The organism is Nostoc sp. DedSLP03 (assembly GCF_034530815.1).
Lineage (GTDB): Bacteria > Cyanobacteriota > Cyanobacteriia > Cyanobacteriales > Nostocaceae > Nostoc.
This window is the reverse complement of sequence record NZ_JAVRCK010000088.1, coordinates 1-25,170: the sequence shown is the minus strand read 5'-3', so window position 1 is coordinate 25,170 and position 25,170 is coordinate 1. Positions and strand designations below refer to the sequence as shown.

The 25,170-nt window shown below is 41.2% G+C and carries 19 protein-coding genes; 8 read left to right on the top strand and 11 right to left on the bottom strand.

Going from position 1 to position 25,170, the window contains the following annotated elements:
* The first annotated feature begins 10 nt into the window (after window positions 1-10).
* Both RM368_RS30555 and RM368_RS30550 read left to right on the top strand, forming a co-directional pair.
* The gene (locus tag RM368_RS30555; protein WP_322697528.1) at window positions 11-199 is read left to right on the top strand and encodes a DUF4089 domain-containing protein; all 189 of its coding nucleotides are present in this window, start codon (window positions 11-13) and stop codon (window positions 197-199) included.
* A 215-nt stretch (window positions 200-414) separates the two neighbouring features.
* Complete coding sequence (locus RM368_RS30550) at window positions 415-1,827, top strand: AtzE family amidohydrolase (RefSeq protein ID WP_322697527.1); 1,413 nt, start codon at window positions 415-417, stop codon at window positions 1,825-1,827.
* A 69-nt stretch (window positions 1,828-1,896) separates the two neighbouring features.
* On the opposite strand, the gene RM368_RS30545 is transcribed toward RM368_RS30550, so the two are convergent.
* The 6 genes from RM368_RS30545 to RM368_RS30520 form a co-directional block, all read right to left on the bottom strand.
* Entirely contained in the window at window positions 1,897-3,015 is a 1,119-nt protein-coding gene (locus tag RM368_RS30545; RefSeq protein WP_322697526.1) for an ABC transporter permease, read from the bottom strand.
* A gap of 37 nt (window positions 3,016-3,052) precedes the next feature.
* Window positions 3,053-4,159 (bottom strand): ABC transporter permease, encoded by a 1,107-nt coding sequence (locus RM368_RS30540; RefSeq protein WP_322697525.1) that lies wholly within the window; start codon window positions 4,157-4,159, stop codon window positions 3,053-3,055.
* A 140-nt stretch (window positions 4,160-4,299) separates the two neighbouring features.
* Window positions 4,300-4,938, bottom strand: a complete 639-nt coding sequence (locus tag RM368_RS30535; protein WP_322691851.1) for a hypothetical protein — start codon at window positions 4,936-4,938, stop codon at window positions 4,300-4,302.
* A gap of 889 nt (window positions 4,939-5,827) precedes the next feature.
* Entirely contained in the window at window positions 5,828-6,091 is a 264-nt protein-coding gene (locus RM368_RS30530; protein WP_322697524.1) for a hypothetical protein, read from the bottom strand.
* A gap of 78 nt (window positions 6,092-6,169) precedes the next feature.
* Entirely contained in the window at window positions 6,170-6,430 is a 261-nt protein-coding gene (locus RM368_RS30525; protein WP_322697523.1) for a hypothetical protein, read from the bottom strand.
* Between the two features lie 927 nt (window positions 6,431-7,357).
* Window positions 7,358-7,621 carry a hypothetical protein gene (locus tag RM368_RS30520; protein ID WP_322697522.1) on the bottom strand — a complete coding sequence of 88 codons (264 nt, stop codon included), beginning with the start codon at window positions 7,619-7,621 and terminating at the stop codon, window positions 7,358-7,360.
* Window positions 7,622-8,716: 1,095 nt separating this feature from the next.
* On the opposite strand from RM368_RS30520, the gene RM368_RS30515 reads away from it, so the two are divergent.
* Window positions 8,717-9,124 carry a hypothetical protein gene (locus tag RM368_RS30515; RefSeq protein WP_322697521.1) on the top strand — a complete coding sequence of 136 codons (408 nt, stop codon included), beginning with the start codon at window positions 8,717-8,719 and terminating at the stop codon, window positions 9,122-9,124.
* A 177-nt stretch (window positions 9,125-9,301) separates the two neighbouring features.
* On the opposite strand, the gene RM368_RS30510 is transcribed toward RM368_RS30515, so the two are convergent.
* Window positions 9,302-9,811, bottom strand: coding sequence for an N-acetyltransferase (locus tag RM368_RS30510; protein WP_322697520.1), 510 nt, complete (start codon window positions 9,809-9,811; stop codon window positions 9,302-9,304).
* A 434-nt stretch (window positions 9,812-10,245) separates the two neighbouring features.
* Here RM368_RS30510 and RM368_RS30505 point away from each other — a divergent pair, with 434 nt between their 5' ends.
* A complete protein-coding gene (locus RM368_RS30505) occupies window positions 10,246-10,575 on the top strand; it encodes a SemiSWEET transporter (RefSeq protein ID WP_322697519.1) in 330 nt (109 codons plus the stop codon).
* Between the two features lie 275 nt (window positions 10,576-10,850).
* Here RM368_RS30505 and RM368_RS30500 read toward each other — a convergent pair whose 3' ends face one another.
* Both RM368_RS30500 and RM368_RS30495 read right to left on the bottom strand, forming a co-directional pair.
* Complete coding sequence (locus RM368_RS30500) at window positions 10,851-11,366, bottom strand: GNAT family N-acetyltransferase (RefSeq protein WP_322697518.1); 516 nt, start codon at window positions 11,364-11,366, stop codon at window positions 10,851-10,853.
* A gap of 191 nt (window positions 11,367-11,557) precedes the next feature.
* On the bottom strand, window positions 11,558-12,883 hold the full coding sequence (locus tag RM368_RS30495; protein ID WP_322697517.1) for a DUF58 domain-containing protein: 1,326 nt from the start codon (window positions 12,881-12,883) through the stop codon (window positions 11,558-11,560).
* A 159-nt stretch (window positions 12,884-13,042) separates the two neighbouring features.
* Here RM368_RS30495 and RM368_RS30490 point away from each other — a divergent pair, with 159 nt between their 5' ends.
* The gene (locus tag RM368_RS30490; protein ID WP_322697516.1) at window positions 13,043-15,397 is read left to right on the top strand and encodes a response regulator; all 2,355 of its coding nucleotides are present in this window, start codon (window positions 13,043-13,045) and stop codon (window positions 15,395-15,397) included.
* Window positions 15,398-15,501: 104 nt separating this feature from the next.
* Here the strand turns inward: RM368_RS30490 and RM368_RS30485 are convergent, their stop codons facing one another.
* Entirely contained in the window at window positions 15,502-15,735 is a 234-nt protein-coding gene (locus RM368_RS30485) for a hypothetical protein (RefSeq protein ID WP_322697515.1), read from the bottom strand.
* A 248-nt stretch (window positions 15,736-15,983) separates the two neighbouring features.
* On the opposite strand from RM368_RS30485, the gene RM368_RS30480 reads away from it, so the two are divergent.
* A complete protein-coding gene (locus tag RM368_RS30480; RefSeq protein WP_322697514.1) occupies window positions 15,984-21,605 on the top strand; it encodes a PAS domain S-box protein in 5,622 nt (1,873 codons plus the stop codon).
* 2 nt (window positions 21,606-21,607) lie between these two features.
* On the top strand, window positions 21,608-22,153 hold the full coding sequence (locus RM368_RS30475; RefSeq protein ID WP_322697513.1) for a hypothetical protein: 546 nt from the start codon (window positions 21,608-21,610) through the stop codon (window positions 22,151-22,153).
* 68 nt (window positions 22,154-22,221) lie between these two features.
* Here RM368_RS30475 and RM368_RS30470 read toward each other — a convergent pair whose 3' ends face one another.
* The gene (locus RM368_RS30470; protein ID WP_322697512.1) at window positions 22,222-23,985 is read right to left on the bottom strand and encodes a mechanosensitive ion channel family protein; all 1,764 of its coding nucleotides are present in this window, start codon (window positions 23,983-23,985) and stop codon (window positions 22,222-22,224) included.
* A gap of 386 nt (window positions 23,986-24,371) precedes the next feature.
* Between RM368_RS30470 and RM368_RS30465 the strand changes: the two genes are divergently transcribed.
* Window positions 24,372-25,001 (top strand): hypothetical protein, encoded by a 630-nt coding sequence (locus tag RM368_RS30465; protein WP_322697511.1) that lies wholly within the window; start codon window positions 24,372-24,374, stop codon window positions 24,999-25,001.
* The last annotated feature ends 169 nt before the right edge of the window (window positions 25,002-25,170 follow it).

The following is a 25,170-nucleotide window of genomic DNA, read 5'->3' as shown; positions in this document are numbered from 1 at the left end:
AGGAAGAGAGATGAGAAGAGAAGAGTTTGATGTGGGTGAGTATGTCAATTTGATGGGGTTGTTGTTGGATTTAAAGATCGAAGATGAGTATCGTGATGGTGTGGTGGCAAATTTCGAGAGAATTAGGGCGATCGCTAATCTGGTAAATTCTTTCCCTTTACCAGAGGAAATTGAAGTTGCACCAGTTTTTGAACCATAATTGCTTCGAGAATAGCTATGTTGATGTTTTAGTGAAGCAAAAATTATTAGATCTCTTGCAAAAGTGCTTTTTGCACTCTTGTGGGAAAAGGGAAAAGGTTAAAGGGGAAAGGGAAAATAACAAACCTTTCCCCCTTTTCCCGACTTTTGCCAAGAAGTCTATTGCTGACTGCTATTACTCAAAAAGCTAAAGGCGCTATCTCTTAATATTTCAGCATGAATTTTGATTCAGCCGATGGCATAACAATATCAACTGCTGTACGCGAAGGTAAAACCAGCGCTGTGGAGGTTACGAAAGCTGCGTTAGCACGAATAGCAACGCACAATCATTTATTCAACTGTTTTACCACTATAACTGCTGAGACAGCTTTAACAGATGCAGCACTGATTGACAGGGAAATTGCTCAAGGTAATCATCCTGGAGTGCTTGCTGGTGTGCCTTTTGCGGTGAAAAATCTCTTCGATATCGCTGGTTTTACGACTCTAGCAGGATCGAAAATCAATGCAGTAAACCCAGAAGCTATTCAAGATGCAACCGCAGTAGCGAAGTTGAAGCAAGCGGGTGCTGTTTTGCTTGGTGCTTTGAATATGGATGAGTACGCTTATGGGTTTGTAACAGAAAACTCCCATTACGGTGCTACTCACAACCCTCATGATTTACAGCGAGTTGCTGGTGGTTCATCGGGTGGTTCGGCGGCGGCGGTTGCAGCGGGGTTAGTACCGCTGACATTAGGTTCTGATACTAATGGTTCAATTCGCGTTCCGGCAGCGTTGTGTGGTGTTTTTGGTTTCAAGCCAACTTATGGAAGATTATCTCGTGCTGGGGTAGCTTTATTTTCTAGCAGTTTTGACCACATTGGCCCTTTTGGGCGTTCGGTGCAGGATATCGCTACGGTGTTTGATGTGCTTCAAGGAAAAGACGATCGCGATCCCATTTGTACAAAGCGTCTACCTGAATTATGTTTACCGCAACTCAAACAAGATATTTCCGATATTAGAATTGCGATCGCAGGTGATTATTTTACCAAAGGTGCAGAACCGGCAGCTTTAGCAGCAGTGCAAAAAGTAGCTGATGCAATAGAAGTCACTAAGTACGTAATCATACCAGAAGCACACCGCGCCCGTGCAGCAGCCTTTGTAATCACAGCTAGCGAGGGTGCAAATCTGCATTTGGAAAAATTGCGATTGCATCCTGAAGATTTTGATATGGCTACACGCGATCGCTTTTTAGCTGGGGCATTAATTCCTAGTAGCTGGTATCTCCAAGCACAACGGTTTAGAAGATGGTATCGCGATCGCGTTCGGGAAGTTTTTCAAAATGTCGATGTAATTCTTGCCCCAACTACACCAATTTCTGCACCATTAATTGGTCAACAAACCATAATTTTGGATGGCGAAGAAATTCTTGTCCGTCCTCATTTAGGGCTATTTACTCAACCATTATCTTTTATTGGTTTACCCGTTTTATCAGTACCAATTCAATGCCAAAATACATTACCTTTAGGTGTGCAATTGATTGCAGCACCATATAATGAAGCGTTAATTTTACGGGTTGCGGCTGCGTTAGAGGCAAAGGGTGTAATTTCAGCACCAGTAATTTTAAACGCTCTTAACTCAGAAGCTGTTTGAAAAATCTAATTGATTACACAAAGACGCGATAAATTGCCATCCCCAAAAAGACTTAGGATCGGACATCCTTTAACTTAATTGATTGCGAAACTTACTAAGACTAATAGTTAATAACACAATCGCAATACTAAGCAATGCCAGAATGTGCATCCATAACACATCTAAACCAACCCCTTTAAGTAAAATTCCTCGAACAATGGCAATGTAATGACGTAAGGGATTTAGTAAAGATAAGACTTGAAAAAAGGGGGGCATGGCTTCAATAGGGGCAAGCACCCCAGAAGTCTGCAATATCGGCATATTGACGAAAAATGACATCAATACCACCTGTTGTTGCGAACTGGAAAACATCGCCAACATAATACCTATACTGATCCCAACCAGCAGATAGATAATTGACAGCCCAAAAAATAGTAGAAAATTTCCACGCAACGGTAAACCAAAGACCAGTCGTCCTAAAGTCAAAGCTAGCAAAATATCTCCCATGAGCAAAAATGCTAAAGGCAAAATTTTGGAAAGCAAAATTTCCCAGTTTGCGGCTGGTGTCATAAGTAATTGCTCCAAAGTTCCGCTATCTTTCTCTCGTACAACAACGACTGATGAAACTAGTGTTCCAACAAGCGTTAACACTAAACCCATGACTCCCGGCACAAAATACCAGCTACTTATTAGTCCTGGATTATACAAAAACACCACTTGGAATGATATCGGAAAATTCAGTTGGGTTTGCCCAAAGTTACGATTATAATTTTGAATAATCTGAGTCATGTAGCCACTGGCAATACCTGCTGCGTTTGCATCCACTCCATCAATAAATACTTGAATCTCAGCTTCTTTTGTTGCTAGCTTTCTAGGAAATTCTGGTGGAATAATCACCCCTAAATTGAGTTTACCTTCTTCTACTTGACGGCTCAAATCTTTTTCACTTGTTGGTACAGATTCGATGCTAAAAATACTATTAGAGGTCATTGCATTAACAAGTTCGCGACTAGCACTTACATTCGCATAATCAATGACACCCAATTTCAAATTATGTACATCGGGATTAAGTGCAAATCCATAAAGTAATAATTGCATCGTTGGTGGTACAATCAGCAGAATAATTAACTGCTTATCTCGCAAAATTTGATTTATTTCTTTGCGAAGTAATGCCCAAAACGAACTATTAAATAGTCGTGGAAAAAACATATTAATTAGTAGCTGCAACATCTGATAATAATACAGTTTAATAAGGTAATTGCATCTTACCTAAAGCACGACGCGTTATATTAAAAAACACCAAACCAAAAACAATTAGTACCACTATATCAAACCAAACTCCTGCCCATCCACTACCTCTAACAAATGAATCACGAGTGATATCTATAAAATAGCGGGCGGGAATTATGTTAGGCATAAGTGACAGGGGAAAAGGAATGTTGCTAATAGGATAAATAAAACCAGATAGTAATAAAGAGGTAACAAAACCGATCACAGAGACACTTTGGACAGCAGCATTTTGGTTACTGCTTCGTACCCCAAATAGCAAACCAAATAAAACACTGTCTGTAAGAAAAAGGACAGTTCCTATTAACAAGGTGATAAAATCGCCTACTAAGCTAACCTGGAAGATTAGCGAACCTAGACTCATGACTACGAATGCTTGAAGGGTAGCTATCAGCAGGTAAGCCAGTCCTTTACCAAGTAACAGTTCAGTTGCACTTATACTAGAAACGTAAAGTTGTAAGATAGTGCCTTTCTCCTTTTCTCTCACCATTGAGATCGCTGTCAGTAAAGACGGAAAAATCCATAAAACCACAGCGTAGACTCCCGGTACAATATACAGAGACTCTAACCGACCGGGGTTAAACCATAAACGAATTCGAGGTGTGACGCTGTTATTAGATGTTATCAGTCCTTGCTCCTGCATAAAAAAATTCGTCACTCTCTGAATGCTATTTTTTATCACACGAGCATTATTGACATCTGTACCATCAATCAGTACTTGCAGCGTAGTATTTTTACCAGCTTGCACATCTCGGCTGAATTGAGGAGGGATAATGACTGCTGCCTTGGCAATGCCACGGTCGATAGCATCCCGCACCGGATCGTTTCCCGACCATTGGGTGGGCATAAACTGATTGGTGGCGTATAGTCGCTCAATATAGCTATTGCTAATGTTTGTGCGGTTAAAATCTTGCACGATTAAGGGAATATTTTTACTTTCTAACCGGATTGCAAACCCAAAAATGAGTAACGTTATAAATGGCAGTATAAATGCTAACGCTAATGTCAGGCGATCGCGCTGAAACTGCACTAGTTCTTTGGTAAACTGAGCAAAAATCCGTTTCATAAATATAAAAAATATCAAAAAATTCTAGTTTTGCGATCGTTGTACTATACCAATGAAAGCGTCTTCTAGAAATGGATTCCCATCTTGCCACAAGCTTTAAACTAAAGTTTATACCCATAGAGGCGCGAAATTATCCCTAACTAAGACAACACGATATGTGTTGTCACCAAAGCTAAGATAAATACAAAATCAACTGCCGAACCAACTAGAGAACCAAAAAACTTTGTCGGTAAAGCATTGCCAAACAACATTACCACTGTTCCCACAAACATCCAAGGCCATTGGATTTCACGCCAAATGTAGAATCCTGCCACACCAACTAACAAAGCGATTAAAATTGTCAAAATTGGCGCTTGACTTTTTTTAGGTTTATATCGCAGACTGCCAGCAAAAGTTATTGGTGCTAGTTCCAAGTGCTTAAGATTACTAAACAATCCCAATCCAATCAAACCAAATGTAATTGTCCAGCAACCAGAGAACAAAATCGGTTTACTTGCCCAGAATACACCAGCAGCACTAGCTAGTCTAATGGCTACTACCACCAACAATGGAATCAATAAATCATGTAATAAGAAGCGCAGACGATTAAGGAATTTTAGGAAACTACCCTCATTAATTAAACGACCTAGCGAAATAATCAGATTGTCATAGGTCATTCCAGCTACCACTAACAGCAGCAACAATATGTTGGCATGGTGTGAGTGTTGCCATAAACTTATGCTCCATGTAGCTAAGAGCAAATTAGCTACCGTATAGAGTGGATATAAGATAGCCCCCATAATTTAATTCCTAGTATTTTTAGAGAACGAAAGTTTAGATTACAAAGTTAACTTTTATATATTATTGTGAGGTTCAGCTAATCAACTGAAGTTTTTAAGAAATTAGGTATGAGCTAATGATTACCCTTTTGGAAAAGCAATGTTTTATACTTTATCATCACTCGATTTGAAATAGTGTAAAGAAATAATTCGTTTTTGATTTTTAAAAAACTCTGTAAAAAATTAATTCAAATGTTGAATTAGCATCAAAAAATAAGATTAAATACAATTGATTTAACCTCAAACCCTGAGCTTTTCGTCTAAGAGTATGTTTGATGTATCAAATATTTTTTACCCCACCCTAACCCTCCCCTTATAAAGGAGAGGGAACAACTTTTTTCTGTTTCCCCCTTTATAAGGAGGGAACAATTTTTTTCTGTTTCCCCCCTTTACAAGAGGGGATTAAGAGGGGGGTAATAATAATGATTTTAATCACACCATACTACTTTTCAAACATCGTCTAAAAACGTGCTTTTTCAGATCAAGGTGAAAATAGCACAAGATATAAATCAGGCTATGGCAAACACATCTAAATAAATGTTAGTTCGATGAACCTCTCCCCAACCCCTCTTTGACGCAAAGAGAGGCAGAAATATTCTTTGTTTCCAATGAAAAAATCATGGTTTCAAAGCCTCTGGAAGAGTGGGCGTAAGGAATAGAAGCAGGGTTTTTTAGAACCGTCAAATTTACGTTAAATAAAATTTCAAAGCCTTGACTGAAATGAATATATACTTGCATCGCACTATTAGCGACATTACAAGCACGACGTTAAAAAATGAAGGGCTAGAGTCAAATTTTAACTCCAGCCCTAAAAATGCAGCTTTAGGTAATGCCTAAAGCATTGAGTTATCTAAAAGGGTGAAGTAAATCCCTGGGTGGATGTTCCAAAATTTACGAAGAAATTCCCTACTGTACCATTAAGGTTACTGAAACTGTTTGTACTGACACCCGTCGATCCACCAGCAGAAAAACCTATGCCGACTCCTGAAGTCGATCCAGTAGCTTGAATACCAGGTGTCGCAGGTGGTGTAACTCCACCATGAACAGTCTCCAAATCTGTAGCTGATACTTCTTCAAGCAAGCTAGATAATTCAGCGATTTTGATATTAGCCATAATTTCCTCTTTGAGTTTTCTTGGTAATACGTTGACGTATCTTATTTACAATCCTTCTAAAATTTCCCTTGATGATTTTTAAGAAGGGAAAGACTGTGAGAAACCACCAGCGTTAGCAAAAGCAGAGATAAATGGCGATCCGGCCCCTGCATTTAATCCAGCTTGTGATGTAGTAGCGTTTTGAATCCTTCCCGGGCCAATAGTTACACCTGTGACAAGAGCAGAACCAGTTGTAACAAATTGGAACCCATCGCCTCCATTAACTAACCGTAAATCGGCATCAGAAAGTTTCTCAAATTGGCTTTCTGGCTGCAATTCAGATATTTTTATCTTAGCCATAGATTCTATCTATTCCAAAAAGATTAATTGAAATTTGAACTGCGTTTGTTCAACAAAATAACTATAAACAATTCAGAGAATTTTGCAACACTTTTTTGCTTAAGTTTTGTAAATTTGCCTTGGATCTTTTTACTAAAAAATAACAATTTAGATGGAGTATAACGCCACTAAAATTGTTGTTTTAGTTTTTAATTATCAAAATAATTAATATGCAAATAAGAACTGGGTTGATAATTCACTTTTAAAGGAATTATCTTGAACACCAGCTCTTTCTACATCATGATTTATCGAAACATAATTCAGGAGTCAGAATGCAAGAAGGGTATTCTGACCGAAAAAGCGGATAGCGCAGCCTACAGCATAGCAACTCTTAGAAACACTACGCGTAGCTTGCTTTTTTGCAAGAATACGCTTAGAGCGAATCCGCGAACGTCTCAATAAGCGGGTTTAAGACTCCCACAAAATTGTAAATTTAGTAGTCTTCCCTACGGGACACTACGCCAACAATTAGTTGCGGGTCTGAACCCCCAAATGAATTAATTATGACTTCTGAATTCTTATTCAACTAAAAGTGCTTAGAGCAAAAGCAAACACTTAAAGTCAAAGTGCCAAACAAGCGAATTGTTATTTTATTTGACTTATAGAGTTGGCTCGACTTTATCCATTTTTTAGCAAAGCGAATATTATCCCTGAAATCTTTGTGCAAAAGTAGTTTTACTTTTTTAACTTCATCGGTAATCTGTGATGTTGAAAAAGTATTTGCCAAAAAGCCAGGGTTTTTGCTGGATAAAGAAAACCGGGTTTTTAATTTTGGATTAAGTCGAGTTTAGAGTATGTTTGAATTTGCAAACATACTCTAACGCTCAGAGTACTTCCGTTAAATTCTATTGGGAAACTTGAAAAAAGGTTTTTGAGGCTAACGTCGCGTTATTTTTTCTTGATTGGTCTTACTGTTGCTTGAATTAAAGTTCCACCCGTTACTGTTTTATTACCGAAAGCGTCTGCTGTTATTGCAGCAGAACTAATAGTACTAGCGTCTATCTTAGCTCCTGTGTCGTCGTAAACAGCTATCGTTCCACTTGTCAATAGTAAAATCGTAGTACCAGCGCCTCCAACTAAGTTTTTGACTTCCTCATCATATAGAGATTTTAAATAACTCTGCTGGCAGTCTAAATCACGAATTTTAAGCATACTTCTCCCTTGTTAACTTCCTGTTTACCTCTGATTAACTTCCTATTTAGGATTATTGTCTGAGGACAATCTACCGATTGCTTTTTCGCGCCACAAAAAAGAATAGCACTATTAGAAATTAATAAATAGTAGTTTTACATAAATTTTTTGCATATCATCCATAAAAAAGCTCGCTCTGTCAAGCTATTTACCTCATTTTGTCTTTAGAGGTTGTTTGAAAAGTATTTTGCTGTGACTGATTTTAGGTACTTTCAGATCCTCTGTATCTTAGTCATAGAGACGTTTTAGCTCACATTTGTAAGAAGTTTATCAATATGATAGTAGAGAAATCATTAAGAAGTTGCAATGGAAGCATTACTACTTCTGCGGAGAATATTTAGTCGCTTTTCAAGCGATTTTAAGAACAGTATTGGTTCGCGAATGATATTCGCGAACCGTAAATAGATAAAATAATTTTCCGATTTTAGGTATTAACAAACAAGTCTCCTACCACACACAAAAATATTTGTCTATTCTCCGTTGGTATACATATCGTTGGCAGATAAAAGAGTATTATCAGATTCTGAAATCGGGCTACAAAGCAGAAAGCGATCGCTTGGTGGGTGAGAGATATCTTTGATGATAGGTTTTTTGACTTTGATTGCCGCACAACTATTAAGAATGACTTATTTATAGCGATTAACTATTAAGAACGACTTATTTGTATTGAACTAAACTACAAATTGTTGCATCATACATGTTAACTAAATCACAGATGTATCTGCTGCTTGAATATACACCTCCAAAGCAAAAATAGTGTTGAATTCACTATTAATTGGACAATGCGCACAATAGTGCCGCTAGGAGAATACTTAGAATATATAAAAAATAGTGTAATTAGGATACAAGTTTGGTGAAGAGGTTAGTTAGAGTTGGAAACCTCGTGCCAAACTTGCTTGTTGTATTCTTTACTACATTTTGTTGCACGGTTTATTACATTTTGTTGTATTGGTTATTACATTTTGAAACTAATGGTTTAATTTTAATTGTTTAAAAGCTTTGTAAAGCCAAGAATGGTTTGTATAAATTATTCGCGAACCGTAGAATTTTTATTTTATGCCTAATAACTCAAAACCCTCGCCCCAAGAAGATTTATATGCACGCATAAATTGCGTAGTTCAAGCTAAAGAGCATCTTCAAAAAGAAATCCAAGCAATAAGTGCAAGTGCTTCGGAAGAAGTAGCTGCATCTTCCTGTTGGATTGTTCGCTATCTTGCTAAAGGCAGAAACTCAGTATATTGGTACTATAAGTTACACGCGAGTGTGGCAATATTTCCAACGAAGACTGATGGTAAGAGTTCTCGTTACAAGCATTTAGGTAAAGCTGGTAGTCAAGCATACCTGGATGCTGTAGAACAAATTTTTCTAAAAGCCAAAATCGAAGCATTAGATCGTTCAATTAAAACTTTAGACCAGGGTTTGAAAGATTTAATTGAAGAAACTTCTAAATACAACAAAGATTAGTAGTGGGTTTAGGAATAATGTGCGCGCGAACTATTCCCGTTTCTTACATCATGTGAAAAGTCAAGAGTAATAACGAATCGCGTACTCCTACGGTGAAACAAGCTACGCGCAACATCTCGTTGGCGCACCCTTTCATAGAGAAGAGAAAGAAGAAATATTTAATTAAACTGTATTGTACTATACTTCATCAAAAGCAGCTGGATAAACAACCTTGCCTTGATACTGCTTTTGATAGTTTTGCAGTGGTTTCACCATGAAAAATTCCTCTGGTACTGGAAAGGGAGACTCGATTTCATAAACAACAGAAGGCTGAAAACCAAAGCGAGTATAGAAATGGGGATGACCTAGTACAATTACTATGGATTCTTTGTTTGCCTCTGCTATTTCTAACCCTGCTTTTATTAGTGCGCTGCCAATTCTTTGTCTTTGAAACTGTGGATGAACTGCCAAAGGTGCTAAACCAAGTACCTGTAGTGTTTCTTCACCTACTAGGTCAATATAGCTGAATAAAATATGAGCGACTACAACATTTTCAACTTCTGCAACTAGAGAAAGTTCAGAAATATAACGGTCAGAATAGCGAATTTTCTCTATAAGTTTAGCTTCGTTTTCTTGCCCAAAGGCTAATGTATTCACCTCAGCTATTGCTGTGTAGTCTGGCAGAGTTTCACAACGGATATGAATCATTTTAAAATTAATTCCATAAAAATCCAGTCTGCTCGATGTTCTAGAGGAATCTCGGTTTTTCCAAATACGGTTCAATATTCTGAAAGCCAAATACACGATAAAGTGCGTGTGCTTCTTTTGCCAAAGAGGCACTATCTAAACGTATCCTTGAGTAACCAATGTAGGCGGCTTATAAGTTGGGTGTAAATGTCTCAATTTTATCAAAATATTATAGTTCATTTGAGGAATTTACTAATGCGATCGCAGGCAGAATTTTATTCTCAGGCTCCAAAATGAAAAATTCTCTTTTTGCTTTATGTCAATAGGCTATCAGAAGGAATGAAAAAACGCCTTTAGAGAGAATCAGCAAACAATGAGAGTGTGGTAATCTCCAGTTAAATATTTCTTTTACTGCATAGGATCACTTAACTGAAAAACTTGAGGTAGGGAACAAAATGGAAATCGATTTTACAACTATTTTAGGGCTAGTAGCAGGAGTACTGACTACACTCGCATATCTCCCTCAACTTATTAAAACTTGGCAGTCCAAATCAGCCAATGACCTTTCTTGGAGTATGTTAATTATTCTTTGTGTAGGTATTATTTTATGGTTGATTTATGGTTTTTCTGTTCATGATATTCCTTTGATTGCTGCTAACATTGTTACCTTACTTATTGCATCGGTGATTTTAGTGCTGAAGATTAGGTACCGCTCAGGTACAGATGAAGAAGGCAAGAAACAGGAAGCACAAGGCAGAACCGAAACCACATCGATTAAGAGTTGAAAGCAGGAAACAAAAGTTAAATGCGAATGGCACTAAGATAAACCCAAAGTCTTGTGTTGCCTAGTTCCCAGCCTGGAGGCTTGAGAATGTATTACGAGAGGCTCTGCCTCTGGTCAAGCCACTGGAGGCAGAGCCTCCCAGGATCGGTTCCCAGCCTGGAGGCTGGGAACCAGTCAAATACAACAAAGATTAATAGTGGGTTTGCGAATAATGTGCTCGCGAACTATTCCCGCTTCTTACATCTTGTGAATATTTAATACATCAATCATAACTTTTCAAACATCCTCTAAAACTAATTCCATAAAAACCCAGTTTGCTCGATGTTCTAGAGGAATCTCGGTTTTTTCCAAATACGGAGCGATATTCTGAAAGCCAAATATATGATAAAGTGCGTGTGCTTCTTTGGCAAAAGGGGCACTGTCTAAACGTATCTTTGAGTAACCAATGTAGGCAGCTTCGTTGATGATAGCTTCTAATAAAGACCGACCGATTCCTTTTCTGCGAAATTCTGGTTTGACATACATTCTTTTAATTTCGCCAATATCTTTACCAATCTTTCGCAAGCAAGCGCAGCCAGCTATTTTTTCCTCATATTGTCCCAAAAGCAAGCGCCCTGAAGGTGGTAGAAATTCGTGGAGTTGAGTCATATATTGGTCAAAGAATGTATTAGCATTTAAATTGATGCCGAATTGATTGCTGAATATCAACTTAGTCTCATTAAAATATTCCCAAAATACTTCCTGGATATGAGAGTTATGTTCATCAGTCTTTACCTGGATAATTTTAAGCAAAGTTTATACCTCCGCTAAATAATTGAATAAAAATACATAAGTTAGAGTGACAATTACTAGGCGTTGCATATTTGCGGGATAATTTTGCTAGTTTTGTGAGATGGGCCGAAAAGCCCGTCCCTTGTATTTTAGGGTAGGCGTCTCGCCCGCCCTACAAGAATCATCCCTTGATTCAGCAACCCCGACAATTACTAAAGTTGATTTCGCGCTTTGAGTTGCAGATATCGCTCAACTAACCGATCGGCAATTTGATTTGCTGGCGCATCTAGAACCAATACACCTTTTTGTTTCAATTGGGCATAAGCTACTTGTCGTTGCATTAATAAATCTAGTGCTACTGCACGGGTATAAGCACCTGCAACATCATCTGTAAAGGTGTGTGCTAGACGATCGACTTGTGGATCTCGCAAAGTCACGCAAAATGGAAGGTAGCGGGGTGCTAACTTGGAGAGTGCGGCTAGAAGTTCTGTAGAGGCAGTGATATCAACTAAATCGGTAATCACTACTACCAGCGCCCTCCGAGTTTGTCGCTGCACAACATTTGTTACTGCCCCCAAATAATCAGATTCAAATAATACTGGTTGAAGTGGAGTTAAACGATCGATTAGCTGATTCAAATGATGTTGACCGCGTTCTGGGGGAATCCACGTATGCATTTGGCGGTCAAATACACCAACACCCACGCGATCGCCTCGATGCAAACCTGCTAAAGCTAAGGATAAAGTTGCATTCAATCCCCAGTCAAATCGCTGCAAATTCTGCACCTTTGCTGTCATTAGCCGACCGCGATCGAGTAATATCAGTAATGTTTGTTCCTGTTCTGGTTCCAAAACCCTGACCAGTGGCATGGCATTACCATAAGCCCCAACCCGATGGGCAGTAGCTTTCCAATCAATAAACCGCAAATCGTCACCTGTGCGATAGTTTCGCAGTTCGGCAAACTCTGTACCAATACCAGTTTTGCGAGATTGACGCATCGATCCCGATGATTGCAGTGTCAGACGAATGGTGAGCGATCGCAATCCTACTAAATCAGGATAAACTTTCACTCTTTTACTTTGGGGAATTTGCCAATCATTCCAAGCTAGTCCCCAAAGCCCCAACTGTCGGACTTGAATATTTCCCCAAGGAAACTCTCCTCGCTGTGTTGGGTGGACAGTATACGTTAATTCCTCAGTGCTGTTACTGGGAACAATAGCGCTCAGTGCAGGTGCAGACACGCCAAATCCTGTTGGGTAATAGTCGCGGATTTCAATTTGAGCGTCGGTATTTGGTGATGTCGCCTTTAGCACTACGGGATTATCTCGCCCAATGGATAATCGTGACGGTAATTCGCGGGTAATTTGCACGCGAGAACGCCGCACCCGCAAACCATCTGCAACCATCAGTCCGAGAATGATGGCATTAAATAACACAGCGATCGCGATGGTTGCTCTAATGCTGATAAATAAGGATAGAATCGGGGCGATCGCTATACCCAAAACTAATAATAAATAAACTCGTTTGGAAGGAACCATTTTTTAGAGTGAGAAGTTAATAGCTAGATATAAGGTGAATTCAATGTAACCGAAATAAGAAGACTTGCTAAATTATTTTATTTTTTCCTTGTAGAAAAATAACTACCTAATGTACTATTTTTTTTGGGTAAAGTAGCAAATTATATTTTGGACGGGTGTATGAGAATCTTGCTAATCGAAGATGAAGAAATTTTAGCAAGTGTCTTGTTGAAGTCTCTGACTAAGCAACACTATGTTGTTGATGTCGTACAAGACGGACAAATGGGTTGGGAATACACGCAAAGTACGAACTATGACCTGTTATTAATAGATGTAGGATTACCAAAACTAGACGGGATTACATTGTGTCAGCGATTGCGTTCTGGTGGTTGCTTCACTCCGATTCTTTTGATGACGGCGAGAGATGGTAGTAAAGAGCGGATTCAAGGACTTGATGCAGGTGCAGACGATTATCTGATCAAACCTTTAGATTTGGAAGAACTGCAAGCACGGATACGAGCGCTGATCCGTCGAGGCGATCGCCCCTGTACTCCTATACTGGAAGTAGGCGCGCTGCGACTAGATCCCAGTAGTTGCGAAGTCACATATAACAACAAACTGCTGGAATTAACAGCCAAAGAATATAGTTTGCTGGAGCTATTTTTACGGAATCCATCGCGTGTTTTTAGTCGGGGGGATATCATTGAGCATTTGTGGACTTTTGACGACCCACCCCAGGAAGAAACTGTAAAATCTCACATCAAATACTTACGACAAAAGTTAAAAGCAGCCGGAGCAGTAGATTGGATTGAAAATGTTTATGGTTTGGGATATCGGCTGAATCCTGGAAGAGAGCAGGGGAAGCAGGGGGGCAGCACTTCGGCTACGCTCAGTGACCAAGGGGCAGGGCAGCAGGGGGAGGAAGAAAAATCTCGAATTTCTAATCGTGATGTTGAGGAGCAGTTTCAGCAAGCGATGGGTGGCTTGTGGAAACAATATCAGGGGTTGATGGTGCAGCGATTGACGGTGCTGCAAGAATTGGCGACTGCATTATCTGGTAAAACGCTGACTGGGGAGTTACGTAAATCGGGAGAACGAGAGGCGCACAAACTAGCTGGTGTCTTGGGAATGTTTGAGCAAGACAATGGTACTCTGCTAGCGCGGCAAATTGAACAGATTTTAGGGAAAGATGGTGATTTGTCAGTAAGTGAAAAGCGGCAATTGCTAGGGCTGATTGAAGGTTTGGGTAACATCATCAACCTGATGGGGCAAAATGTAGATTATCAAACTTCGGCTGCGATCGCACCCGAAATTAGTACCCGATTGGTCTTAATTGACCCGAATCTGCAACTAGGTTCTCAGTTGCAACAACTGGTTGAGTGCATGGGAATATGCTGGCAGCAAATTAGCAACTTAGAGGATGCAAAGAACTTTCTCCAAACCACATCACCAGATTTAGTAGTGCTAAATATAGATGATATCGGCTGGCGTAAGGAAAGTTTAGCACTACTAAGGGACTTAGCAACGCGTACCCCACCCGTACCCGTTCTGGTGCTGGCTGCAACTGATGAGTTAGTAGAACGCGTAACTTTTGCTCAATATGGGGCGCGGGGTTTTTTGGTCAAGCCTGTAACAGCTGCTCAAGTTTGGGATGTTTCGTCCCAGATATTACAACGTACTCGTTCTTTGCGGGTAAATATACTGGCAGTAGATGACGATCCGTTGATTTTAGCAGCACTGCGCCCAATGTTAGAGCCGTGGGGTATGCGGATGACAGGATTAGAAAATCCGTTACGTTTCTGGGAAGTATTGCAATCTACTAAACCGGATTTGTTGATTTTGGATGTGGAAATGCCTCATATAAATGGTATCGAACTTTGCCGAGCAGTTCGTACCGATCCTCAATGGCAGGAATTACCGATTGTGTTTCTGACTGCTCACCGAGAAATGGAAACTGTGCAGCAAGTGTTTGCGGTTGGGGGAGATGATTATGTGATTAAACCTGTTGTCGGTGCAGAATTGTTGGCACGCATTACCCATCGCTTAGAACGCAGTCGTTTACTACAATCGCTTTCTACTAAAGATCCCTTAACCGGACTAACAAATCAGTTTCAGTCTAACCGCGACTTGCAGCACCTAATTGCTCAAGCTGAGAAAAATCAGCAATCTGTTTGTTTGGCAATCTTAAGCGTGACTGATTTGCGTCAAATTAATATTAAGTATGGTCATCAGGCTGGAAATCAAGTATTGCAAAGATGGAGTCGTTTATTCCAATCGGCATTTTGCAGTGGTGAAGTACTAGGTTATTGGGGTAATGGTGAATTTGTCGTGGGAGTTTCTGGATTAACAAAGACAGAAGTAAACCATCGCCTGAGTGAGATTTTAACTACCCTGCGCCAACAAATATTCACAGCCTTCAAAGGCGATCGCTTTCAGGTAATATGTAATTTCACTGTAGTCGAATACCCCAATGATGGGCTAACGATACAATCTTTATACCAAGCTGCTGCTGGGGGTAATATCGTGTCGGGTTAAAGACTTATCATTAAGACGGCAGGGGGCAGGGGGCAGGGAGCAGGGGGCAGGGAGCAGGGGGCAGGGGGCAGGAAGCAGGGAGCATGGGAACGAGGAAAAAACCGCTATATTTTGAGATGCCTACACATTTGCTGATTTGGCGTACGCAATTGTTGATTTGGCGTACGCAATTGTTGATTTGGCGTACGCAATTGCTGATTTGGAGTACGCAATTGTTGATTTGGTGTTCGCAATTGCTGATTTGGCGAACGCAATTGTTGATTTGGTGTTCGCATTTGCTGATTTGGCGATCGCAATTGTTGATTTGGTGTTCGCAATTGCTGATTTGGCGATCGCATTTGTTATTTTGGCGTACGCAATTGTTAATTTGGCGTACGCATTTTTGTAAAATGAAGAAAATATGTAGTTTTGCTGTAGTCGAATATTTCAGTCAGAGACTAACGATACAATCACTATACAGATTTACTAGTATCATCCTTAGCACATGATTGTTAATTTGTACAGTACTTAATTAATAAAAATTACGAATTACGTAGCTTGCTTCTCGCCTTTGGCGAGTATTACGAATTATTTAACAGGAGTCTTGATGAATACACTACAGCTAGAGCAGGTAGAGCAATTGCAAGCCACTGCGAACAAGATGGAAGTAACGCTGGGTGCGATCGCTGATGCTGTAGTTTGGGTAGGAGAAGACCGACTGATTCAATGGTGCAATTCTCGCTTTGAGTCTTTAGTAAACCAACCTCACGGTACTGTGTGCGGTGCGAAGTTAACTGACTTGCTACCCCTGACACAATTAGGACAACCAGTTGCTTTATCCTGCTATCCTGATGTGCAGATACTCAATGGAGAGTATGAAACAACAAATTATCAGTTGCAGCAAGATGAGCAAATAACATTACAAATTTCTGGTAGCTCTACCGGAATGACTGGCGATCGCTGTGCAATACTAGTGATTCGGGATATCACATTGACGCAACGAACTCAAGAATCCTTACAAGAGATTGAGGAGCGATTGCAGACATTAATTAACGCTACACCCGATATTATCTGTTTAAAAGACGGCGAGGGCAAATGGTTGCTGTCAAACCAAGCTAACCTAAAATTTTTAGACCTACAAGGCGTTGATTATCAAGGCAAAACAGACTCAGAACTGGCAGAATTTAGCAATTTTTATCATGATGCTTTGCTCAACTGCAACAAAACAGATGAACGAGCTTGGCAATTGGGATGTGTGCATCGGGTAGAAGAAGCTGTTCCTCGCCCTGATGGCACAGTGAGCAGTTTAGATATGATTAAAGCTCCCCTATTTCACCAAGATGGTAGACGCAAAGCTCTGGTGGTTTTAGGACGGGATCTGAGCGAACGCAAACAAACCCAAGTAGCTTTAGAAAACTCTCTATCTTTATTAAGCGCTATCTTTGAATCGATTCAAGATGGTATATTAGTAGTCGATAGCTCAAGTAAGATCGCTAGTTATAACCAAAAGTTCTTAGAAATGTGGTCAATTCCACCAGAACTTTTGACGGAACCGGATCATCCTCAGCGACTAGCGTATCTGGCAAACCAATTAAAAGACCCTGATGAATTTTTGCAACGAGTCCGAGAATTATATTCACAGCCGGAATTAGTTAGTTACGACTGGTTAGAACTAGAAGATGGCAGAGTATTTGAGCGCTACTCTTGTCCTCAGCGCATCGGCGAACAGATTATTGGTAGAGTGTGGAGTTTCCGCGACATCACCCAGCGCCAAAGGGCTGAAGCAGCACTGCGACAAAGTGAATTACAATACCGCAGTATTTTTGAAGCAATTAATGATGGACTATTTATTACTGAAATAGAGACTGAAAAAGTCGCCGAAGTTAATCCGGCGGCTTGTCAGATGCACGGTTACTCTTATGAGGAATTTCTCACTTTACATCCATCTAGTTATATTCACCCAAGCTCGCATTCTGTTTTTCTAGAGTTTGTCGAGAAAACCCGATATGGCGAGCAATTTTATGGACAAGCTGTTGATATCTGCAAAGATGGCAGTTTAATAAATGTGGAAGTCAAAGGAACAAGCTGTATCTACAATGGCAAGCAACATATTTTAGCAATAGTCCGGGATATTACGGCTCGCAAACGCACCGAAGAAGCCTTACGTCAAAGCGAAGCTCAGTACCGCGATTTGGTGCAAACAGCCAACTGTATCATTCTGCGTTGGGATGGCAATGGTGACATTATATTTTTAAATGACTACGGTCAAAAGCTTTTTGGTTTCGATTCAGATGAAATTACAGGAAGCAATGTTATCGGTACAATCGTTCCAGAAACCGAAACTTCTGGGCGCGATTTGCAGACATTAATGGTTGATATTTGTCAGCACCCAGAAAATTATCTATTTAATGAAAACGAGAACTTATGCAAAAATGGCGATCGCGTCTGGATCGTCTGGGCTAATAAACCCATTTTAGATGCCCAAGGAAACTTAATCGAAATTCTTTCAGTCGGCACTGACGCCACTGAACGCAAACGCGCCGAAGCAGCCCTCCAAGAAAGCGAGTTAAAATTCCGTAGCATTGTGGAAAATGCCAACGATCTGATATTTGTGCTTTCGCCAGAGGGAATTTTTACTTATCACTCGCCGAATGTGACTGCAATCATGGGCTACAGCCTAGAGGAAATCGAAGGTCATTCTGTGGTGGAGTTTACCAAACCGGAAGACTCAGCAATTAGCGCCAGTGCTTTACAAAGGGCGATAACTGGTGAAAAGCTGACTGATATTGAAGTGCGATTGCGACACCAAGATGGTAGCTGGCGATGGTTCAACTTTAACACTTCCACAATTAACACTCCTAGCGGTGAAATTGCGATCGCCGGCGTAGGACGCGACATCACAGAACGCAAGCAAGCAGAAGAAGCCTTGCGTCGTAGTGAAATGAAATACCGCAACATCTTTGAAAATTCCCAAGTGGGGATTTTTCGTACCTGTCAAAAAGATGGATTGATTATCGATGCAAATCAACGTGGTGCCGAGATATTAGGTTTTACCTCTGCTGCTGACTTAATTGGCAAGTATTTCACAACTGATTTATATGTCAATCCAGAAGAACGGGTGCAAATGTTAGCAGAGTTAGAACAGTCCGGCGAAGTTCGCAATTTTGAAGTAGCACTGCGACGCTTGGATGGATTTGTTGTTTGGGTACTGTTATCACTTCGTCTCAACGCCGAAGAATCCTGTTTGGATTGTGTTTTTACAGATATTAGCCAACGCAAACAGCAAGAACAAGCTTTACGCTTAATTGTTGAGGGTACAGCCGCGAAAACAGGCAATGAATTTTTCAATTCCTGCGTTCGTTACCTTGCCGAAGTCTTGCAGGTTCAATATGCCTTAGTGACTGAGTTTGATGATGAGCCAAAAACGAGAGTCCGCACTTTGGCATTTTGGTGTAATGGGGCTATTAACGATAACTTGGAATACGATCTACAGGGTACTCCTTGCGAACACACCTTGCGAGGCAATATGTGTCATTACCCGCAAGCAGTACAAACTAGTTTCCCAGAAGATGCCGATTTAGTGAAGATGAATGCCGAGAGTTTTTTTGGCGTTCCTCTCACCAGTTCATCCGGCGAAATCATTGGACATCTAGCAGTGATAGATGTCAAACCGATGAAACCCGATCCGGGACGCGAACTGATTGTGAAAATATTTGCTGCCCGTGCCGGTGCCGAATTGGAACGCAAACAAGCAGAAGCAGCCCTACAGCAAAGCGAGTTAAAGTTTCGCACTATTGTTGAAAAAGTTAACGATGTGCTGTTTGTTCTTGATGCTAATGGGGTTTTCAACTATATTTCTCCAAATATCTTGAAGACTACCGGATTTGCCCCCAGCGAAATAGAGGGTAATTCTTTGGCATCCTTTACTCATCCCGACGATCTGCCAAAATGGCTGGAAGTTGCCCAAAGTATTCTGGCAACAGGTGAGGGAATTTCGGGGACTGAGTACCGCGGTAAACATCGGAATGGGGGCTGGGTTTGGCTAACTAGTAATGCAGTCCGCACACAAGATGCCCAAGGTAATTTTCAGATTGTCGGCGTAGCTCGTGATATCAGCGATCGCAAACAAGCAGAAGCAGCATTGCAACGTCGAACTCAAGCCGAAAGTTTAATCAGCAGCATTTCTCGGCAATTTATTGACCAAGATTTAGCAACAGCAATTAATTTTACACTGCGAGTGATCGCTGAATTTATTGATGCTGAACACAGTTGCATCTTTGAATGCTCCCAAGATAAACGTGAATTCAACCTGATCCATGAATGGTGTGGTGAAGATGTTGCACCATTAATTGATATTGCCAGAGGTTCGCCTGTGGAAGTTTTCCCCTATTTCTACGAGCCGATTCTCCGTGGTAGGCATCGACAAATCTCTTGTGTGGAAGATTTACCCCTGCATCTACCTGAGCGACAACTTTTTGAAAGTATGTCGTTTCAATCTATACTAGCTGTGCCAATGGTTCATGCTGGCAAAGTGGTTGGGTTTGTTGGTGCAGCGATGATTCACTACTCAAAAACCTGGAACCAAGAAGATATTAATCTATTGAAACTGGTAGGGGAAATAATTGCGATCGGTCGAGCTAGACACCAGGCAGAAGAAGCGCTGAGAATTGCCAAAGAAGCCGCCGAAACTGCCAACCGAGCCAAGAGTGCTTTCCTCGCTAACATGAGTCACGAACTCCGCACCCCTCTAAATGCAATTTTGGGTTTTTCCCAATTAATGGAGCGAGACACTAGCCTCAACTCAAACCAGCGCGAATCATTAGCTACCATTAACCGCAGTGGAGAACACTTGCTTAACCTGATTAACGATGTCTTGGAAATGTCCAAAATTGAAGCTGGACAAATCATTTTCAACCCCGAAGACTTCGACCTATATCTGCTGTTGCAAACATTACAAGAGATGTTCCAAGTGCGGACACAGGCAAAGCAATTGTTTCTCAAATTTGAAATGGCTCCCAATCTCCCGCGTTACATCCAAACAGATGAAGGTAAACTCCGCCAAGTGCTAATCAACCTTTTGGGTAACGCCGTCAAGTTTACTCAGACTGGGGGAGTAACGTTGCGGGTGAGGATGGGGAGTGGGGAGCAGGGAGCAGGGAGCAGGGAGCAGGGGAGCAGGGAGCAGGGAGCAGGGGAGCAGGGAGCAGGGAGCAGGGGAGAAGTTGCACTAGGTCTTTCCCCTCTGCCCCCCGCACCCTGCCCCTCTGCCTCTTCCCAATCCCTACACTTTGAAGTCGAAGACACTGGACGGGGAATAGCGGCAGCAGAAATGAATAACCTGTTTCAGCCTTTTGTCCAGACGACAAGTGGTATTCAAACTAAAGAGGGAACTGGACTCGGACTGACTATCAGCCGTCAATTTGTGCGGTTGCTGGGAGGCGATATTCACTTAACGAGTAGCGTTGGACAAGGGTCTATTTTTAGCTTTGACATTCAAGTGAATTTAGCCGCAGCTTTGAAAGCTGCACCAAAATTGAATAAGGGACGCGTACTGAAGCTAGCAGAAGGCCAACCATCTTACCGTATTCTCGTAGTAGATGACCGTAAAGAAAACCGCGATCTGATTGTGCAACTTCTTGGTAGCATTGGTTTTGAAATTCAGGCTGCGACTAATGGACAAGAAGCGATCGCTATTTGGCAAACCTGGCAACCTCACCTAATTTGGATGGATATGCGGATGCCTGTAATCAACGGCTACGATGCCACTAAAGAGATTAGAGCCAAGGAAAAAAATACAACTAGAAATTTCCGCACTGTAATTATTGCCTTAACTGCCAGTGCTTTTGAAGAACAACAGGCAAGTATCTTAGCCGCAGGTTGTGACGATTTGGTTCGTAAGCCATTCCGAGAGCAAGTGATTTTTGAAAAGATCGCTGAATATTTGCAGGTGCGTTATATCTGTGCAGAAGAAAGCAATGAAGATGCAATAGGCAACAATTTAGAAAATACTCAATCTACTATCTTGGATCTTCGCTCTGCAATTACCGTTATGCCTACCCAATGGCTAACAGAACTTAATCAAGCAGCCGTTGAAGTCGATGCTGAAAGGATTTTGCAACTCATTGAGCAAATTCCTCAAACTCATTCTGCTTTGGCAGAAAAATTGGCAAATTTAGTCCGCAACTTCTGCTTCGATGAAATTATCGACTTAACTGAGGAAAATATCTAATTATGAATAACAAAACTAAATTATTGACTTTTGTCACCGTAATGCTAACAGTTTCTTCTTTGACTATTAGCACAGTTGTCGCCAAGGCGAAACTAACGAATCAGTCAAAACTGTTTATTAACGGTATTGGCACAGTAAAAGTCGGCATGACTGTCTCTCAAGCGGCAAAGGCTGCTGGTACTAAGCTAGTGGGCGATTCACCAAATAACAACTGCTATTATGTTAAGCCAGAAAATGAACCCAAAAATCTTTCGTTCATGGTAACAAAAGGTCGAATTTCGAGAGTAGATGTCAGGCAAAATAATCAGATTACTACCTTCAAAGGTGCAAAAATTGGCGACACCGAGGCGCAAATCAAGTCTCTTTACCCAGGACAAATTCAAGTCACACCTCATAAATACGTCCAAAACGGACATTACCTAACTTTCATCCCGAAAGACCCTAGCGATCGCAATTATCGCCTAGTCTTCGAGACTGATGGTAAACTTGTCACTCAGTTCAGAGCGGGTAAATTGCCAGAAGTCGAATATGTTGAGGGCTGCTCTTAATTTAATCATCTTGCAAAAAAGTTTTGTAGCATATTGAAGGGTTAAAATTGTCAAAAATTTAACTATCCTCAATTTGCATCAATCTGAATATTGTTTGCTTCAAAGGCTTGCCGCACCCGTAGACGAAACTCTCGCCCAACGCTCCATTGTTCCATAGGTGCGGTTTTAATCCAGACGCGCACTGACATACCCGTATGGGATAGGTCATCAATCCCCAACACTTGGGGCGATTCTGGCAGGCGATCGCGCCATTCTACTTCGCTATACAATTGTTTGCATACTTGCTTGAGAATCTCTAAAACCTGCTTGGGGTCGTTTTCATACGCCACTACAATAGAAAAGTCTACCCGCGACCAGAGGCGGGTGAGATTGCTAACATTGGTGATATTGCTATTGGGAATGGTAATTAGTTTACCTTCGTTATTACGTAGTTGAGTCACCCGCAGGTTGAGATTTTCCACCAGTCCGCTTTTATCCCCAATCTCAATTACATCTCCCACAGCAAATTGATCTTCCATCAAAATCAAGCAGCCATTGACCAAATCTTTAATCAGACTTTGGGAACCAAGAGAAATGGCGATACCAATGATAGCGCCCCCTGCCAAAATTGAACTGGTAGGCATATTAAATATGTTTAGAGAGCGCAAGATACCCAAGGTGATGAAAACAAAAGTGATTAATCCTTTTAGTGCCCCGGAAACTGTTGCAGCTCGTAGCGCAATTCGTTGAGTTTCACTCAAAGAAACAGAGGAATGGGTTGTCCAGACATCAGTGAGGCGGTCAATTAAGGTTTTGCCGATCCGAATAACAAGACTGATGAAAAACCAAATAATCAGTAGCGCCAGGGGCCTGGCTAAAGCCTGCGTCCACCATCTCATAAGGTAGGGGACGCGATACATGATCGCCACAATCCCGATGTACCACATCAGAATAAATGCCCAAAACAGTAGCCATGTGAGCAGAGAATAGATCCCCAGTTGGCGCTTGAGGCTGAACTGTCGCTGGATCGTGTCTAGAAACTGCGATCGCCCATAGGCGATGGTGTCTGTCTTTGTTTGACTGTCGCTGCTCTCTATTGTGTCAATAGTTGTGGATGTTTCTGCCTCAGATTGCTTGACCACATGCTCTTTTACCGCAGCTATCTGCTCTTGATGGCTAACTTGCAATGCCGTCTGTTTGCGAATTAGAGTTCGCCGCAGTAACCACAACACAACACTCCCCAACACTAAGCCAACGCTGATTTGTAGTGCCTGTCCAATTCGTTGCCACAATACCTTATGCGAGAAGAGTGTATTAATGCGTTCCACTTCTGCTTGTAATATTTTTTGCCAATCCTGCGCCAATTCCTCCACACTTTTCCCGTAGTAGTCAGCATCTGGCTCTGTTACTGTCACCAGCCTCAAAGGACGGGTCGTTCGATCGTCACTGAGTTGGAGAATTGAATCCTGATTCAGAATGGCAATAGAAACCAAAGGAGTTTGTTTAGCTTTATTAGTTCGGTCGAGCGCTCGCATCAGCCGTTGTGTAATTTCTTCGGCACGTACCTCTACTGGAAGAGATCCGTCTGGCGGTTGGCTACGATTAAAAACAGTGGGAGAGACAATCTCAAACAAGGAGTCTCTGTCTAAGGGTGAATACACAGAGGCAATTTCATACATACCGAGGCGGGTAACACCTTTAGGTGGCTGGTGCGGGTCGTTGGAGGCTGCGGTAGGTAACGAAGGTAGTTGACTGTGAGCGATCGCACTCCAACCAAGCACCATTGCGATCGTCATCACACTGACTAGCACAAACCGAATTATTGAATGGAGGAAGCGATTAAACAGGAACATATCTATGGTCAAGTGATTGAGTAACTGATATTAGTGTTGGTCATCGTCCAACTTTAATTTTTTATCATTAATTAATTTGAGAGATTTTCGGACAAGTAAAATGGCAATTTTATCTCCATGTGGTCTTCAATTAGTAGCAGGTCTAAATCTCTCACACTTTTAATTCTGACTTGCTTTTTCTAAATTATTCTTCAATAGAAAAATCTGGCGATGCCTGCGGTTTTTGCTAGCCTACGCTTCCTATACAAAAGCTCTAGAATTCAAAAATGGCAAAAGTTCTTGGATGACAAAACAAGGTTAAGAAAGTTTGCAACTGTTAACTAGCAAATACACATTTAGGGGGATGATATAAAATGCGATCTTCGTTGTCATAACTGAGGAGTTTTATGGCGATCAAATCTTCAAATTCGTTTTTAGCGGTAGCACTGGCGATCGCTTCTTTGAGTTTTCCTATATCCGTCAAAGCCGATACCGTGAATGCCCGTTGCGATGTATTCCCAAAAGGAGAAGACCGCGCTACATCTTCTGGCCCTTGTACCTTTTCCCAACGTCAGGGTGCGGTTAGCATTCAACTAGAAAATGGTAATAGCTATGACCTGCTCCCTTCAGGTAATCGACCCGGCAATTATCGCGATCGAAATGGTGATGCTGCCTATCGACAATCTGGACTTGGCGATCGAGGACAGATTTATCGTCTCGCCAATGAGTCGATTTTTGTCTATTGGGATACATCTGCCAATCAACAAAACTCAGATAACAGAAATCGGGGGGCTGCTGCTAGGCGTCAGCCGGAAGCGGGTACTACCGTCTCTCGGTTGAGCGATTTAGTGGGAGCAAGGGCAGGACAAGCAGAAAACACAGTGAAAAAACGGGGCTATCGATGGGTCAAGAGTGATGATTCGGGCTACAGCTACTGGCTAGAAGGCAAAACCAACTACTGTGTAACAATTCAAACAGACCAAGGACGCTATCAATCGATCGTTTACACGGGGAATTCAGAGGATTGTAAGAAATAGTTGCTATCTGAAGAAACAATCCAATTTAGAAGTGTATTTTTCTATAGGACTAGTATTTGATTTTTGAAAAGATACGTAGTAGCGTGTCAAGGCTAAAATAGTGCATAAAATTTAGCTCTGAGAGGTGATTCGTAAACAAAAGCTTAAGATGCCATTCGCTTGACCATCA